Origin of the sequence: Pseudoalteromonas sp. LC2018020214 (genome assembly GCF_016598755.1) — a bacterium.
GTDB lineage: Bacteria > Pseudomonadota > Gammaproteobacteria > Enterobacterales > Alteromonadaceae > Pseudoalteromonas > Pseudoalteromonas distincta.
The window spans coordinates 3509436-3525045 of sequence record NZ_CP066804.1 but is presented as its reverse complement, the minus strand read 5'-3'; the positions used below and the strand labels follow the sequence as shown (position 1 = coordinate 3525045).

At 39.0% G+C, this 15610-nt stretch carries 17 protein-coding genes; 16 read left to right on the top strand and 1 reads right to left on the bottom strand.

Annotated elements, in window-relative coordinates:
• The first annotated feature begins 165 nt into the window (after positions 1 to 165).
• The 4 genes from coxB to JG479_RS15775 are packed head-to-tail and all read left to right on the top strand — an operon-like array spanning position 166 to position 4341.
• Complete coding sequence (gene coxB, locus JG479_RS15790) at positions 166 to 1308, top strand: cytochrome c oxidase subunit II (protein ID WP_024594300.1); 1143 nt, start codon at positions 166 to 168, stop codon at positions 1306 to 1308.
• Positions 1308 to 2900, top strand: coding sequence for a cytochrome c oxidase subunit I (gene ctaD, locus JG479_RS15785; protein ID WP_002959615.1), 1593 nt, complete (start codon positions 1308 to 1310; stop codon positions 2898 to 2900). Before coxB ends, ctaD begins: the two co-directional genes overlap by 1 nt.
• Complete coding sequence (locus JG479_RS15780; protein WP_002959612.1) at positions 2900 to 3430, top strand: cytochrome c oxidase assembly protein; 531 nt, start codon at positions 2900 to 2902, stop codon at positions 3428 to 3430. Before ctaD ends, JG479_RS15780 begins: the two co-directional genes overlap by 1 nt.
• A gap of 35 nt (positions 3431 to 3465) precedes the next feature.
• Positions 3466 to 4341 (top strand): cytochrome c oxidase subunit 3, encoded by an 876-nt coding sequence (locus JG479_RS15775; protein WP_200219635.1) that lies wholly within the window; start codon positions 3466 to 3468, stop codon positions 4339 to 4341.
• Here the strand turns inward: JG479_RS15775 and JG479_RS20240 are convergent.
• Positions 4244 to 4552: a DUF2909 family protein gene (locus tag JG479_RS20240; protein ID WP_076915320.1), complete on the bottom strand. Its 309-nt coding sequence runs from the start codon at positions 4550 to 4552 to the stop codon at positions 4244 to 4246. The two genes, JG479_RS15775 and JG479_RS20240, sit on opposite strands and share 98 nt — an antisense overlap.
• A 14-nt stretch (positions 4553 to 4566) precedes the next feature.
• Here JG479_RS20240 and JG479_RS15765 point away from each other — a divergent pair, with 14 nt between their 5' ends.
• From JG479_RS15765 to cheD, 12 genes are all read left to right on the top strand, one after another.
• A complete protein-coding gene (locus tag JG479_RS15765) occupies positions 4567 to 5307 on the top strand; it encodes an SURF1 family protein (protein ID WP_200219634.1) in 741 nt (246 codons plus the stop codon).
• Positions 5297 to 5791, top strand: a complete 495-nt coding sequence (locus JG479_RS15760) for a hypothetical protein (protein WP_024595087.1) — start codon at positions 5297 to 5299, stop codon at positions 5789 to 5791. Before JG479_RS15765 ends, JG479_RS15760 begins: the two co-directional genes overlap by 11 nt.
• Before the next feature lie 28 nt (positions 5792 to 5819).
• Positions 5820 to 6809, top strand: a complete 990-nt coding sequence (locus JG479_RS15755) for a COX15/CtaA family protein (RefSeq protein ID WP_007584952.1) — start codon at positions 5820 to 5822, stop codon at positions 6807 to 6809.
• A 12-nt stretch (positions 6810 to 6821) separates the two neighbouring features.
• Positions 6822 to 7751: a heme o synthase gene (gene cyoE, locus JG479_RS15750; protein ID WP_200219633.1), complete on the top strand. Its 930-nt coding sequence runs from the start codon at positions 6822 to 6824 to the stop codon at positions 7749 to 7751.
• Positions 7748 to 8365, top strand: a complete 618-nt coding sequence (locus JG479_RS15745) for an SCO family protein (RefSeq protein ID WP_193225493.1) — start codon at positions 7748 to 7750, stop codon at positions 8363 to 8365. The genes cyoE and JG479_RS15745 overlap by 4 nt, the downstream gene beginning before the upstream one ends.
• Before the next feature lie 151 nt (positions 8366 to 8516).
• A complete protein-coding gene (locus JG479_RS15740; protein ID WP_002959595.1) occupies positions 8517 to 8789 on the top strand; it encodes an STAS domain-containing protein in 273 nt (90 codons plus the stop codon).
• Between the two features lie 8 nt (positions 8790 to 8797).
• Complete coding sequence (locus JG479_RS15735) at positions 8798 to 9160, top strand: response regulator (RefSeq protein WP_002959593.1); 363 nt, start codon at positions 8798 to 8800, stop codon at positions 9158 to 9160.
• 10 nt (positions 9161 to 9170) lie between these two features.
• Positions 9171 to 11261 (top strand): chemotaxis protein CheA, encoded by a 2091-nt coding sequence (locus JG479_RS15730; protein WP_200219632.1) that lies wholly within the window; start codon positions 9171 to 9173, stop codon positions 11259 to 11261.
• Positions 11258 to 11743: a chemotaxis protein CheW gene (locus JG479_RS15725; protein ID WP_002959588.1), complete on the top strand. Its 486-nt coding sequence runs from the start codon at positions 11258 to 11260 to the stop codon at positions 11741 to 11743. Before JG479_RS15730 ends, JG479_RS15725 begins: the two co-directional genes overlap by 4 nt.
• Before the next feature lie 45 nt (positions 11744 to 11788).
• Positions 11789 to 14095 carry a methyl-accepting chemotaxis protein gene (locus JG479_RS15720; RefSeq protein WP_200219631.1) on the top strand — a complete coding sequence of 769 codons (2307 nt, stop codon included), beginning with the start codon at positions 11789 to 11791 and terminating at the stop codon, positions 14093 to 14095.
• Between the two features lie 83 nt (positions 14096 to 14178).
• Positions 14179 to 15003, top strand: coding sequence for a CheR family methyltransferase (locus tag JG479_RS15715; RefSeq protein ID WP_033020851.1), 825 nt, complete (start codon positions 14179 to 14181; stop codon positions 15001 to 15003).
• Positions 14993 to 15610, top strand: coding sequence for a chemoreceptor glutamine deamidase CheD (cheD, locus tag JG479_RS15710; protein WP_193225495.1), 618 nt, complete (start codon positions 14993 to 14995; stop codon positions 15608 to 15610). The genes JG479_RS15715 and cheD overlap by 11 nt, the downstream gene beginning before the upstream one ends.

Genomic DNA, 15610 nt, shown 5'->3' with positions numbered 1-15610 from the left:
AGCTTTTTAGTTTTGAGAACACACAATATACACAAACCCGTTGTTGGCGCAGCAAAACCAATCAATATTAAATGAGATTGGCTAAAAAAATAAAAATAACGAATTGGCGTTTAAGCCGTATGCCTCTTCGCTTTGCATTCGCAATAGCATCAAAGGAGCCGTCACATGGGTAAACTGACCTCTACCTTGTGGCTTATATTATGTGTTTTTTCGCACCCAGTTTTGGCTAACAGCCAATACAATATGCGCAAAGGCGTAACCGATATAAGCAATAATGTATATCAGCTGCACATGACCATATTTATAATATGTTGTGTGATTGGGGTGATAGTGTTCGCAATTATGTTTTGGGCACTTATTCATCACCGTAAATCTAAAGGGGCTGTACCTGCCCAATTTCACGAAAGCACTAAAGTAGAAATACTTTGGACTGCAATTCCGTTTGTTATTTTAATTGCTATGGCAGTACCAGCCACTAAAACCCTAATTGCAATGGAAGATGCCAGCAAAGCTGATCTCACTATTAAAATTACGGGTTCGCAATGGAAATGGCATTATGAATATATGGGCGAAGATGTAGAGTTCTACTCTATTTTATCTACCCCGCAAGATGAAATCGCGAATCTTGCAGATAAAAATCCTAACTACTTACTTGAGGTTGATAAGCCTCTTGTACTGCCAATAAATCAAAAAGTACGATTTTTAATGACTTCTGACGATGTTATTCACTCTTGGTGGGTACCTGATTTTGCAGTTAAAAAAGATGCGAACCCCGGCTTTATAAACGAAACATGGACGAACATAAACGAAGAAGGTACTTACCGAGGACAATGTGCTGAGTTGTGTGGTAAAGACCATGGCTTTATGCCCGTTGTGGTGGTCGCTAAATCTGAGGCTGATTTTAAAACATGGCTTGCAGATGCAAAGCAGGCGAAGCAGAAAGCTGCGCTGGCAGATGCCGCATTACTTGATAAAACCCTCCCAAAAGAAGAGTTAATGACTTTAGGCGAACAAGTATATATGGCTAATTGTGCAGCGTGCCATCAGCCTACGGGCATGGGCTTACCGGGTGTATTTCCTGCACTTAAAGGCAGTCCTATAGTGCTTGGCGATATAAAAGATCACATTGATGTAGTTATCCATGGACGACCCGGTACGGCAATGCAAGCATTTGCCAAACAGTTATCTATAAAGCAATTAGCAGCGGTTATTACTTATAAACGTAATGCGTGGGGTAATGATACGGGTGATGTTATTCAACCGAGTCAAATACAGGCAGCACTTGATGCCAAAGTGGAGGCGAACTAATGAGTAGCATAGTAGAACAACCTAACGCCAATGAAGCTCATCATGCTCATCACCCAGCTAAAGGTTTTAAACGCTGGCTTTACACAACTAATCATAAAGATATAGGTAGTTTATATTTAATTTTTTCGCTGACCATGTTCTTAATTGGTGGCGCAATGGCTATGGTGATCAGGGCTGAATTATTTCAACCAGGCTTACAGTTGGTCGATCCTCACTTTTTTAATCAAATGACCACAGTGCATGGTTTAATTATGGTGTTTGGTGCGGTTATGCCCGCCTTTACAGGCCTTGCTAACTGGATGATACCACTCATGATTGGCGCGCCAGATATGGCATTGCCAAGAATGAATAACTGGAGCTTTTGGATTTTACCGTTTGCGTTTTTAATCCTATTGGCATCGTTATTTATGCCTGGTGGGGGGCCTGCATTTGGTTGGACTTTTTATGCACCACTGTCCACAACATACAGTAATGATAATACTGCATTGTTTGTATTTGCCGTACATATTATGGGAATTAGCTCAATAATGGGCGCAATCAATGTGATTGTAACCATAGTGAACTTACGTGCCCCCGGCATGACATGGATGAAGTTGCCCTTATTTGTATGGACGTGGTTAATTACTGCCTTTTTATTAATAGCCGTAATGCCAGTGCTTGCAGGGGCTGTCACTATGGTACTTACCGATAAGTATTTTGCGACCAGCTTTTTTGATGCCGCAGGCGGTGGCGACCCGGTCATGTTCCAACACATTTTTTGGTTTTTTGGTCACCCTGAAGTATACATAATGATTCTTCCTGCCTTTGGCATTATATCTACAATAGTACCTACCTTTTCTCGTAAAAAACTTTTTGGTTATGCATCAATGGTCTACGCCACATCCTCAATTGCGCTACTTAGCTTTATTGTTTGGGCGCATCATATGTTTACCACTGGGATGCCGGTCGCTGGCGAGTTGTTTTTTATGTACGCGACCATGCTTATATCGGTACCTACAGGAGTAAAAGTATTTAATTGGGTTGCCACAATGTGGAAAGGCTCAATAACTTTTGAAGTGCCAATGCTTTTTAGTATTGCGTTTATTGTGCTGTTTACCTTGGGTGGTTTTTCGGGATTGATGCTGGCAATTACACCTGCTGACTTTCAATATCACGATACTTATTTTGTAGTGGCGCACTTTCATTATGTATTAGTAACAGGGGCTGTATTTTCGATAATGGCGGGGGCCTATTACTGGCTGCCCAAGTGGACGGGCAATATGTTTAATATCACATTGGCTAAATGGCATTTTTGGCTATCACTGGTGAGCGTGAACGTACTGTTTTTTCCTATGCATTTTGTAGGGCTTGCTGGTATGCCGCGTCGAATTCCCGATTACGCTCTTCAATTTGCCGACTTTAACGCAATCATAAGTATTGGTGGGTTTGCCTTTGGTTTATCGCAATTGTTGTTTGTAGCTGTGGTAATTAAATGCGCGCGTGGCGGTGATAAAGTGCCTGCAAAAGTATGGGAAGGAGCAGAAGGGCTTGAGTGGGAAGTTGACTCTCCAGCGCCATATCATACTTTTTCTACGCCGCCGGTAATTAAGTAATGACACACGCACCGCTACTCAAACGTTTGGTACTTATTTGCATAGGCATGTTTGCCTTTGCCTTTGCTTTAGTACCTTTGTATGACGTGTTTTGTGATGTAACAGGGCTTAATGGAAAGCCTTCGCTTGAGCAAGCAGAGCAAAGTACACAAATAGTACAAAACCGAGAAGTCGGCGTTAGCTTTACTACTCACGCACAAAGTGGTGCACCGTTTGAAGTTAAATCAAAAGAATACAGTGTAGTGGTAAAACCCGGTGCAATGCGTGAGGTAATGTTTAGCGCTAAAAATAACAGCAATCTGGATAAAGTAATGCAGGCTGTACCATCAGTCTCACCAGGTAAAGCGGCAAAGTATTTACATAAAATAGCTTGTTTTTGCTTTGATCAGCAACCTCTAAAAGCAGGGGAAGAACTTGAATTTAAATTACTTTTTTATGTTGATACCGCATTGCCAAGCGACATTGAAGAATTAACTTTATCTTATACCGTATTTGATATTAGTGAACAGCTGGTGGCAAGTAATAACTAGCTTTTTAAACTAGTGTGAAACTAGGAGTAAATAAAATGAATCAAGAATATGAGCATTATTACGTACCTGAGCAAAGTCCGTGGCCTATTGTAGGTGCTGTTGCATTGTTTTTTATTGCAGTAGGGGCAGGCTTAACAGTTATGAGTGTAGGTAAAGAAAGTGGTAGCGGGGTTTATCTGCTTTATGCCGGTATTGCTGTACTTGTGTATATGTTGTTTAGCTGGTTTAAAAATGTAATTAGTGAGTCGGACCAAGGTTTGTACTCAGCACAAATGGATCGCTCTTTTAGACAAGGTATGAGCTGGTTTATTTTTTCTGAAGTTATGTTTTTTATGGCCTTTTTTGGTGCGCTTTTTTATGCACGCGTATTGTCGGTACCTTGGCTTGGAGGTGCAGGCAATAATGGAATGACTAACGAGGTATTATGGCCTACTTTTGAAGCCGTTTGGCCGCTAGTTTCAACACCTGCTGGCGAAACTACTCAAGCTATGGGCTGGCAAGGCTTACCACTTATAAATACCTTAATACTGCTTACCTCCTCAGTTACTTTACATTTTGCCCACGTAGCGATGGAAAACAATAAACGCACTCCACTTAAGGTTTTTTTAGGCGCTACTATTTTATTGGGCGTTTGCTTTTTAGGGCTGCAAGTTGAGGAGTACATGCATGCATATAATGACCTTAATCTAACGCTAGATGCGGGCATTTACGGTAATACGTTTTTTTTATTGACTGGTTTTCATGGCATGCATGTAACGCTAGGAACCGTACTTTTATTTGTAATATTTTTACGGATATTAAAAGGGCACTTTACTAAAGATAAGCACTTTGCTTTTCAAGCAGCTGCTTGGTATTGGCACTTTGTTGATGTGGTGTGGCTGTGTTTGTTTGTATTTGTATATGTGCTGTAGCGTTTATTGGCGAATTATTTGCTTTAATAAAACCAAGTTTAAGCGCTGCAATAACAACAACTAAAACAACGACCGAAAACAATACGCGACGACCTAAAAAGTGAGACATAGGTCGTCCCCCTGTTTTCCCTGAGACCATAATAAACAATGCTCTAAATAAGTTAAAAAGTATAAATATTAACAACAGTACGATAATAATTTTAATAATCACTGAGTTGACCCTTTATGCAGTTAGTTTTATGGCACAAACAAAAGCTTAGCTCACTAATCACACTTTGTATGGTTGTGGTTGTTGTACTTGTGTGTGTGCGATTAGGGTTTTGGCAGTTGGAGCGAGGTGAGCAAAAGCAGCAACAACTAACCGCTATTGCTAAGCAACAGACTCGTGGTGTGATGAGCTGGTCTCAATTACTTAACCTGCCTGAGAGCTGGAACAAAACTGGTGTATTGGTTGAGTTAAAAGGGCGGTTTGTACAAAACCAATATTGGCTTTTAGATAATCAAGTTTATAACGGACAAGTAGGGTACGACCTACTTGCTTTACTAAAGCCAGACACCGAAGAAAAAGTGATTTTAGTTAATTTAGGATGGGTAAAAGCGCCTATATCTAGAGATGCACTGCCAAAGGTTACTCTGCCTAGAGGTGTTTTTATTCTTAAAGCGCAAATAAAAGAAAATAACTTAAGTAGCTTCACGCTTGAAGATAAAACGACAAATAACGACTTACCTACAAGAATCCAATCTATCGACTTGAATATGCTGAGCACCCAAAGCCAGCAATCATTAATTAATTTTATGGCTTACAGACAAGGTACTGGTGATGAGATTGCAACACCTCATTATGAGGCCGTTGTTATGAGCCCTCAAAAGCATAATGCCTACGCTGTGCAATGGTTTTTAATTGCTATTGCATGTGCTGTTGTGGCTATTTTTGCGAGTAAAAAAAGGACACACAATGAAAAATAATCCCCTTTTGTTGTTTGTGGGTTGCTGCGCTATCCCATTAATTTTGGCATATGGCGCATTAAAGTTTGATTGGTTGCCTACTGCAATTACTAATAATGGCGAGTTTTTAAGCCAAGAAATAAAACTTAAAAATTGGCCGCAAAATAATCCCAAACAATGGACTATCGCACTTAACTATTCAAACGAATGTAACACCCCATGCAGCGAACAGCTCAATGCACTTAATAACTTATATGTGGCACTTGGTAAAAACCAAGGCAAGGTTGATATGGCTGTAATGGGAAGCCCCGACAATAAAAATCTACCATGGAAAATTATTACCGAGCAACAGAGTTTAAATCCTGCAAGTTTATATTTAATTGATCATATGGGGTTAGTGGTACTTGAATATCCTTTTAAGGTCGAGCCACAAGAAAACCGTTTAGTACAAAAAGGGTTATTAAAAGATCTAAAAAAATTACTTAACTATTCTCGTTCTAGCTAATTAAGTTGAGCTTAAGTTGGAGTATCTGATGTATAAAAATTATAAAAACTTAGTATTAATAACAGGATTACTCGCTTTGATTGTAGTTGCTTTAGGTGCGTACACCCGCTTAAGTGATGCAGGATTAGGGTGCCCCGATTGGCCTGGTTGTTATGGCTTTTTAACGGTACCTAAGCATGAGGCTGACATAGCCTTAGCAACTCAAAGCTACCCCGATATGATGTTCGAAACCGCAAAAGCGTGGAAAGAAATGATTCATCGCTACTTTGCAGGTGCTTTAGGCTTACTTATTTTAGGTTTATTTGTGTTGGCTTTTTTAAAACGCCAATATCCAACTACGCCAGTTAAATTGCCTTTGGCTTTACTTCTACTCGTGGTATTTCAGGCTGCCCTTGGTATGTGGACAGTAACCATGAACCTTCAGCCGCTTATTGTAATGGGCCACTTATTAGGTGGCTTTAGTATTTTGTCACTTATAACGCTTTTATATTTACGGCTAACCGCAAAACCTATTATGGGTGGCGATAGCGGCGCAAAACGCTATTTTGGTTTAAGTTTAGTAGCGCTCAGTGTATTAATTATCCAAATTGCACTTGGTGGTTGGCTGGCTGCAAATTACGCCGCTCCTCATTGTAGTGGTTTGCCATTGTGTAATTATGCACAACCGTTTTCATTGAGTAGCGTATTTCAATTACCACTTGAGCACAGTAATTATGAGTTTGGTGTGTTATCGCAGCAAGCGCGTATGTCTATTCATTTATTACACCGCATTTGGGCACTGGTTACTTGCATCGTTCTGGCGCTAATTATGTGGAAAATATACAGCCAAGCGTACTCTAAAAAAATTAAAAATTGCGTGGTGAGTGTATTACTTGTTCTGCTTTGCCAAATTAGCTTAGGGCTTATTTTAGTACATTGGCATATTCCGTTGGGAGTTGCATTGGCGCATAACTTGATGGCTGCCATACTATTATTAAGCATGGTTAGGTTGTGTTATTACCTAAAATCACGCACATAAAGGGGAAATATAATGGCACTTATAATTGATAAAAAAATACTGCTACCCGTTAATACTCAATCGCTAATTTCGCGTACTCATAATTTGCTGCAAGACTACTTAGCAATTAGTAAATTTAAAGTGGTAGCCATGCTGGTACTAACAGCTTGGGTTGGTTTAGCGCTGGCTCCTGATGTAGGGCGAGGTATGGCTGTACAGTTTATTAGCTTGTTAGGTATAGGGCTACTTTCTGCTGCTGCAGCGGTTATTAATCATGTGGTTGATAGTGAGATAGACTCAAAAATGGCAAGGACTCGTCATCGTCCTGTGGCTAAAGGGCGTTTAAGTAAAATACATGCGCTTAGTTTTGCAGCTGTTATTGGGGTTGCGGGTTTTATTATGCTAATGGTGTGGGCTAATACCTTAACCGCTATATTAACGTTATTTGCATTGGTAGGTTATGCATTTGTTTATACATCATTTTTAAAGCGTGCTACACCGCAAAATATTGTTATAGGTGGGTTGGCTGGCGCAATGCCTCCATTATTAGGTTGGGTGTCAGAAACAAACCAAATGGCAGCAGCCCCTTGGTTACTTGTAATGATAATATTTACCTGGACTCCGCCACACTTTTGGGCGCTGGCTATAGCACGAAAAAGTGATTACGAACGCGCTAAAATCCCTATGTTACCAGTAACCCATGGAATCGACTTTTGTAAAACGTGCGTCGTTGCCTACTCTGTTTTACTCGCTGTTGTTTGCGTATTACCTTATTTAATCGGTATGTCTGGATTAATATATTTAATAGGTGCGTGTGTATTAAATGCAGTGTTTATATATAAAGCCGTCAAATTAAAAATTGCTGGAAATGATGAGACTGCAATGGACTTATTTCGTTTTTCGATTATTCATTTAATGGTACTCTTTGTAATCTTATTTATAGATAAATGGCTCCCTTTATGAAGCAGTTATGGCTTGGATTAATTGTTATTTTAGTTTTGTTTTTATCGGCATGTTCAAACGAAAATAGTCCGCCAGATGTAGATGCATTAGTTTACGAAAATGCAAAGCCACTGTCTGATTTTACGTTAAACGATCAGCGCGGCGAATTAGTGACTAAGCAACAATTTTTAGGACAGTGGAATTTAGTATTTTTAGGCTATACAAGCTGTCCAGATATTTGTCCATTAACACTTGCTAAGTTAAATGCTGTTTATAAAAACTTACAGGCAGATTATCCGCTACAAATTTGGTTTTTATCGGTTGATCCAAAACGCGATACACCAGCTAAACGAAAGCAATATATAGATTACTTTAATCCTGACTTTTTAGCTGTATCAGGGGAACATAAACACCTTTTTCCTGTTGTTAGAGAGCTTGGTTTAATTTACGCGATTAGCGATAGTAGTGAATCAGAATATGCAGTTGATCATAGTGCTTCGGTCGCTATGGTTGATCAAAATGGAGCCGTTAGAGCTATTTTTAAACCAGAATTTAAACAAGGTAGTGTGCCATTAATTAACGCGACGATTTTAACGCAAGAGTTTAAAAAAATAGCCGATTACTACAAAAACTAGTTTTTACTTTTTACCAATTTGAAAGGAGCTTTAGGCTCCTTTTTTTGTTTTTTAACGACGATTTAAATTTAATTAAGCATTTTATGGCAATTTTAATAACTAGGGCTAAGCTTTTGTTATGAATTGAATTGACAGGGAATGCACCTACAAAATGCTAAAACTTCCGAGCGAACTTGCTATTACGCAAGTTGAAACACTACATCAAGATTTACTGCACGAACTCAATAGCAACGATGATATCTGTCTTGATATTAACGATGTAATTTCTGCTGATACTGCCTCAATTCAACTTTTATGCGCCTTACAAAAACACCTACTTACCATACAGCACAAAATCATTTGGGTAGGCAGTAGCGAGGCCTTAACACATACAATCAATAAACTTGGCTTAAGCCAATACTTAACAACCGAAAGTAAAAGTTAGGGGTATATATGAAAAGAATTTTAGCGGTTGATGACTCAGCATCGATGCGTCAAATGGTGAGCTTTACATTAAAAACCGCAGGGTTTGATGTAACCGAAGCTAAAGATGGCAGTGAGGCTCTCGCTATTGCCAAGCAGCAAGACTTTGATGCCGTGATCTCAGATGTAAACATGCCAATAATGGATGGAATTACATTAATACGAGAGCTGCGTACTTTGCCTAGTTATAAATTTACACCATTACTGATGCTTACAACTGAGTCGGGTTTAGAAAAAAAAGTAGAAGGTAAAGCTGCTGGGGCAACAGGCTGGATTGTTAAACCATTTAATCCCGATCAGCTACTAGCGGTAATTAAAAAAGTTATTCGCTAAGGAGCGCAGTGTGAGTATAGATTTAAGTCAATTTTTTGAAGTTTTCTTTGAAGAGAGTTTTGAAGGCCTAGATACCATGGAGGCTGAGCTATTAAACTTAGTGCCAGGTGAGGAAGATTTAGAAACTATCAACACTATTTTTAGAGCTGCTCACTCAATAAAAGGAGGCAGTGGGACATTTGGTTTTAGCTCCGTTGCTGACTTTACTCATGTACTTGAAACATTACTAGATCAAATTCGCCAAGGTGAACGAGAGCTTAGTACCGAGCATGTTAATTTATTACTCAAAGCTGTGGATTGCTTACGCGCTTTACTTGCTGCACTTCAAGGTGAACAAGAGCCAGATTTAACCGAAGCAGATTTGTTAAAAGTACAATTTGAACATGTACTTGGAATGAAAAATGAAACACATGAGAATAAACCTCAAAGCTGTGAAGAGCAAACAAGTAGTAATACCTATCAAATAGACTTTAAACCTCATCATCATTTATTTAAAACAGGAAACGAGCCACTGTATATGATCAGTGAGCTTGAAGAGCTAGGTGAGTTAGAAACCACAGTATTTTACGATGAAGTTCCAGAAATCACCGATTTAAGTAGTGATGAATGTTTTTTACATTGGCGCTTTTTTTTAAGCACTAGCCATGATGAAAAAGCCATAAAAGAAGTGTTTGAATGGGTTGAAGACGATGCCGATATAAAAGTTGAATTATGTGGCGGCTTATTTGGCAATGATGAGCCAATTCCACCTAATCAAGATGAGATACCTAAAGCTGTTGAGCTTGAAGAACCCGATTCAATAAAAGTAGCTGAGTTACCTAGTAAGCCAAAGCAACCCGTTGCTAATAAAGATAAAAAACCTGCAAGTACACCAGAGTCTACCTCCATTCGAGTTGGTATTGATAAAGTTGATTCGTTAATAAATATGGTAGGTGAACTTGTTATTACACAAGCCATGCTAAATCAACTCAGCGAACAAGAAATCACACCAGCCACAATCACTTTACTACAAGAAGGCTTAGCACAACTTGCACATAATACGCGTGATTTACAAGAAAATGTGATGCGTATTCGTATGCTCCCAATTAATTTTGTATTTAGTCGTTTTCCTCGATTAGTGCGAGATATAGCGCAAAAGCTAAATAAGCAGGTTGAGCTAAAGCTGATTGGAGAGCAAACCGAGCTTGATAAAACAGTAATGGAAAAAATATCTGACCCTATGGTGCATTTAGTAAGAAACTCACTTGATCATGGGTTAGAGACTGTTGAGCAAAGACTGGCGGCAGGTAAAGATCCCGTTGGCACAGTAACCTTAAATGCATTTCATCAGGGTGGAAATATCGTTATTGAAATAATGGATGATGGACAAGGGTTAAATACAAAAAAAATAAAAGAAAAAGCCATCGCTAACGAATTAATCTCAGCTGATAACCATCTCAGTGACGATGAAATAAATGAGCTTATTTTTATGCCCGGCTTTTCGACAATGGATGAGGTAAGTGACTTATCTGGACGTGGAGTTGGGATGGATGTTGTTAAGCGAAATATTCAATCATTAAATGGCTCAGTGGAAGTAACTTCAGCGCCCGGTGTTGGTTCTACGTTTACTATTAGATTACCCCTTACTCTCGCTATTTTAGATGGGCAATTAGTTAAGGTGGCTCAGCATACTTATATTATTCCGCTCATTTCTATTGTGGAGTCACTGCAAATTGATATTGCAAAAGTGAGTCGAGTGGGTAAAAGCCTTGATGTATTGAGGCTTCGAGACGAATACATTCCTATATTAAGACTCTACGATATTTTTAATCATAAAAATGCTATTGAATCACTCGATAAAACGCTGCTTGTTGTTGTAGAAACAGATAACCAAAAGGTGGGTTTATTAGTTGATGATTTATTGTCTCAACAGCAGGTTGTTATTAAAAGTTTAGAGGCAAACTACCATAAAGTGGATGGCGTATCGGGAGCCACTATTTTAGGAGATGGGCGTGTATCGCTGATTGTGGACATTAGCGGCTTGATAAAGCTCTCAGGCTTAAAAAAGCCAGGTAGCCAAGAACTAACTATTGAAACGCAAGCCACTTTGGAGGCGTTATGAGCTCAGATCAAAGCCAGTTAAGTAACCAATTAAATCTTCAGCAACAGCAAGGTGTAAAACAGTTTTTAACTTTTATTATGGCTGATGAAGAATATGGCGTTGATATTTTAACAGTACAAGAAATTCGCAGTTGGGAAGAAATTACAGTACTGCCCAATGCACCAGAATTTGTAAAAGGCGTTATTAATTTACGCGGAACAATAGTGCCAATTATTGATTTACGGTTACGCTTTGGATTACCAAGTGTCGACTATGGACCATTAACGGTGGTTATCGTTGTCAAAATAGAATTTGAACTAGGTAGTAAAATTATAGGTGTTGCTGTTGATGCCGTCTCTGATGTTTACAGTATTGCGGAGCAAGATGCTAAAGCAGTTCCTAGTTTGTCTGAGTCGAGTAATTGTGAATATGTAGCTGGGTTGGTGAATGTTGGTGAAAAAATGGTAGCGCTAATTGACCTGCAAAAAACAATGAATATTTAGCAAATAGAAACTAAATGAATAATAAACTTAAAGGTGGTGATGAGCATGGGATGGTTTAGTAATCCAAAGCAGTCAAAATCAAGTAATGATTTAATTGTAGACGCATTGAATAAATCATTAGCGGTGATTGAATTTGAACCTAACGGAAAAATAATTACTGCAAATATGAATTTTCTAAACGCGATGGGCTATCGTCTTGAGGAGGTTCAAGGCCAGCATCACTCGATGTTTGTTGACCCAGATGAAGCTCAGGGCAACGATTATAAAAACTTTTGGCAACGCCTGCGTAATGGCGAGTTTATCTCAGATGAGTTTAAGCGTAATGCAAAAGGTGGAACTGAGGTATGGATCCAAGCAACTTATAACCCAATTGTTGATGAGCAAGGGCAAGTATTAAAAGTAGTTAAGTTTGCCACCGACGTGACTGAGCAAAAGTTAATAACAGCAGAAGCTTCAGGGCAAATTAGTGCTATAAGTAAATCTCAAGCGGTTATCGAATTTAATTTAGATGGCACTATTATTGATGCCAATGATAACTTTTTAAATGCGCTTGGCTATCAACTTAGCGAGATTAAAGGCCAGCACCATAGGCTTTTTATTGATCCCGAACATGCAAATAGTATCGAATATAAAGAATTTTGGGCCAAACTAGGTCGCGGTGAATTTGATTCTGGGGAATATTTAAGAATAGGAAAGCAGGGTCAGGAGGTTTGGATTCAAGCATCTTATAACCCAATTTATGATATGAACGGCAAGCCGTTTAAAGTGATTAAATATGCATCTGATATTACTGAACAAAAAGAGCTTGAAAAAGCATCTCGCAAAGCAGCCGATTTAGCAAATGCGCTTAAAGTTTGCCAAGCAAACGTAATGATTGCTGATGAAAACCTTAAAATAGTATTTGTGAACGACCGTGTTCAGCAAATGCTAAAAGTCCGCGAAAAAGAATTACAAACCGTATTGCCAAGCTTTTCTGTTGATAATTTAATTGGCACCTGTGTTGATGATTTTCATAAGCACCCTAATCATCAACGTGATTTATTAAAAAACCTAGATAAGCCCTATAAAGCCGAGCTACTGTTAGCAGGTGTCACTTTTACCTTGATTGCTTCACCTTGGATCAGTCAAGACGGAAAGCATTTAGGCACCATTGTTGAGTGGGAAGATAGAACCAATGAAGTTGCGCTTGAAAAAGAAATTGCTGAGCTTATTGGCGCTGCAGGTAATGGCGAATTAGATACAAGAGTTGCGGAAGATGGGAAGGAAGGGTTCTTTTTACGTTTGGCCCAAGGGTTAAATAGCTTAGTTAAAATAGTTGATGATGCCGTTGCCGACACTGGCAATATGCTCGATGCGATGGCAAGTGGTGATTTATCAAAGCGTATTGAAAAAGAATACAAAGGTTCTTTTGATAAGCTTAAACGCGACGCAAATGCAACGGCAGATAAATTAACAGAAGTGATTAATCGCATAAATTCATCAGCAACGTTAGTAGCCAGTGGTGCAGAAGAAATTTCTCAAGGTAATGCTGATTTAAGCCAACGTACAGAAGAGCAAGCCTCGTCACTTGAAGAAACCGCTTCAAGTATGGAGGAAATGACCAGTACCGTTCGTCAAAATGCTGATAACGCAAAAGTAGCGAACGATCTAGCAGAAGAAACCTGTGAAAAAGCAATTCAAGGTGGTGAAGTTGTTAATAAAGCTGTTACGAGCATGTCGGCAATTAATGAGTCGAGCAAAAAAATTGCAGATATTATCGGTGTCATCGATGAAATAGCATTTCAAACTAATTTATTAGCGCTTAATGCCGCAGTGGAGGCAGCAAGAGCGGGTGAGCAAGGTCGAGGCTTTGCAGTTGTTGCAGGTGAGGTTCGTAACTTAGCGCAGCGCTCTGCGGGCGCAGCGAAAGAAATTAAAGAGTTAATACGAGATAGTGTAGGCAAAGTAGCTGATGGCTCTCAATTAGTTAATGAGTCGGGCGCTACACTTAAAGAGATTGTTGTGTCAGTGCAAAGAGTGACGCAAATGATTTCTGATATTACAGAGGCATCTGAAGAGCAAAGTGCAGGTATTGAACAAGTTAATAAAGCTATTTCTCAAATGGACGAAATGACGCAACAAAATGCCGCTCTAGTAGAGCAAGCCTCTGCTGCTGGTGAGTCTATGGCTGAGCAAGCTAATGAGATGCGCCGATTACTTAACTTTTTCTCAGTAGATCAGCAAGAGATGACAATGATGTCATCAACTATGCGAACCCCTGAACTATCTCATAAGCCGCAAAGTCGTTTTGTGAGTAATAAGCCCAGGGGCGATAACTTTGTAGACTCAGCTGATGAGTGGGAAGAGTTTTAATATTTAGCCTTTTTATGCCTCGTCTAATAAATAGTTACAGCGAGGCACTACTTGTTAGCGTTAGGTTTAATTGAGAGCGAACAATGAAAGAGTTTTTGTGTACCGACCGCGACTTTAAGGAAATTGCCAGTTTAGTTTACAGCGCATGTGGAATTGTATTAGGGGATCATAAGCGAGAGATGGTTTATTCACGCTTAGCAAGACGTATTAGGGAGCGTAAATTAACTGATTTTAAAGCTTACTTAGAGTATCTGAATAGTCATAAAGATCAGGAGTTTGATGCCTTTATTAATGCGATAACAACGAACTTAACGTCTTTTTTTCGTGAAATACATCACTTTGAATTTATAAAATCTGAGCTTGTTCCTGCTCTTTTAAAGGCAAATAAAAACAGTAAGCGAGTAAGAATCTGGTCTGCAGGTTGCTCCACAGGGGAAGAGCCTTACAGTTTGGCGATGACTTTAAATAACGCATTTCCGAGCAATTGGGATGTAAAAATACTAGCAACCGATTTAGATTCTAATGTATTGGCAAAAGCACAAAAAGGTATTTACACCGCAGCGAATGTTAATGGCTTAGATGACGTGCAACTTAAGCGTTGGTTTTTAAAAAGCAAAGACGGTGAAAATTATAAAGTTAGAGATAAACTAAAAGAGTCTATTTCTTTTAAGCGTTTAAACTTATTGCAAGACTGGCCAATGAAAGGATCTTTTGATCTTATTTTATGTCGTAATGTTGTTATTTACTTTGATAAAGAAACAAAAGATCAGCTTTTTAAGCGCTACGCTAATATATTAAATGAACAAGGTTATTTGTTTTTAGGTCACTCAGAAAGTATGGGTAAAGAGCATTCACAATTCAAAAACTTAGGGAAAACTATGTACCAAAAGGGACAAAATGCACGCTGAGTTTAGGCCGGTATTACCTAACTTTGAACATATTAAACGATATTGGGATTCGGGCCGAGGTAGCGTTGTTGCTAAAGTACTTCCGGGTGAGTTTTATGTTTCTAAAAATAATGAACTAATCTCTACAGTTCTGGGTTCGTGTATTGCGGCTTGTGTATACGATGAAGTACTTGGTATTGGCGGGATGAATCACTTTATGTTACCAATTCAAAAGGGAGTAGAACTTAAAAATGCGCATAGTTTAAGTTGTCGCTACGGTAATTGGGCTATGGAGTATCTTATAAACGAAGTTTTAAAAAATGGCGCGTCTCGGTGTAACCTAAAAGTAAAACTTTTTGGTGGGGGGAAAATTATTAGTGCGATGACTGATATAGGGCTGGGTAATATTAGTTTTGCAGCAGCGTATATTAAAGAAGAGGCATTAGATCTAGTTGCCCATGATATGGGGGGGCCGTGGCCGCGAAAAATATTTTTTCACCCGAACACTGGTAAAGTTCATATGAAAAAACTTAAAAACCTACATAATAATACGATTGAAAAACGCGAAGTCCGTTACTTACAAAACCTTAAAAAACAAGAAGTAGTAACCGATATAGAGCTGTTTTAG

Bases quoted from the DNA above. Each gene is read 5' to 3' on its own strand.
- coxB (WP_024594300.1), top strand. From the start codon at position 166: ATGGGTAAACTGACCTCTACCTTGTGGCTTATATTATGTGTTTTTTCG.
- ctaD (WP_002959615.1), top strand. From the start codon at position 1,308: ATGAGTAGCATAGTAGAACAACCTAACGCCAATGAAGCTCATCATGCT.
- JG479_RS15780 (WP_002959612.1), top strand. From the start codon at position 2,900: ATGACACACGCACCGCTACTCAAACGTTTGGTACTTATTTGCATAGGC.
- JG479_RS15775 (WP_200219635.1), top strand. From the start codon at position 3,466: ATGAATCAAGAATATGAGCATTATTACGTACCTGAGCAAAGTCCGTGG.
- JG479_RS15765 (WP_200219634.1), top strand. From the start codon at position 4,567: ATGCAGTTAGTTTTATGGCACAAACAAAAGCTTAGCTCACTAATCACA.
- JG479_RS15760 (WP_024595087.1), top strand. From the start codon at position 5,297: ATGAAAAATAATCCCCTTTTGTTGTTTGTGGGTTGCTGCGCTATCCCA.
- JG479_RS15755 (WP_007584952.1), top strand. From the start codon at position 5,820: ATGTATAAAAATTATAAAAACTTAGTATTAATAACAGGATTACTCGCT.
- cyoE (WP_200219633.1), top strand. From the start codon at position 6,822: ATGGCACTTATAATTGATAAAAAAATACTGCTACCCGTTAATACTCAA.
- JG479_RS15745 (WP_193225493.1), top strand. From the start codon at position 7,748: ATGAAGCAGTTATGGCTTGGATTAATTGTTATTTTAGTTTTGTTTTTA.
- JG479_RS15740 (WP_002959595.1), top strand. From the start codon at position 8,517: ATGCTAAAACTTCCGAGCGAACTTGCTATTACGCAAGTTGAAACACTA.
- JG479_RS15735 (WP_002959593.1), top strand. From the start codon at position 8,798: ATGAAAAGAATTTTAGCGGTTGATGACTCAGCATCGATGCGTCAAATG.
- JG479_RS15725 (WP_002959588.1), top strand. From the start codon at position 11,258: ATGAGCTCAGATCAAAGCCAGTTAAGTAACCAATTAAATCTTCAGCAA.
- JG479_RS15720 (WP_200219631.1), top strand. From the start codon at position 11,789: ATGGGATGGTTTAGTAATCCAAAGCAGTCAAAATCAAGTAATGATTTA.
- JG479_RS15715 (WP_033020851.1), top strand. From the start codon at position 14,179: ATGAAAGAGTTTTTGTGTACCGACCGCGACTTTAAGGAAATTGCCAGT.
- cheD (WP_193225495.1), top strand. From the start codon at position 14,993: ATGCACGCTGAGTTTAGGCCGGTATTACCTAACTTTGAACATATTAAA.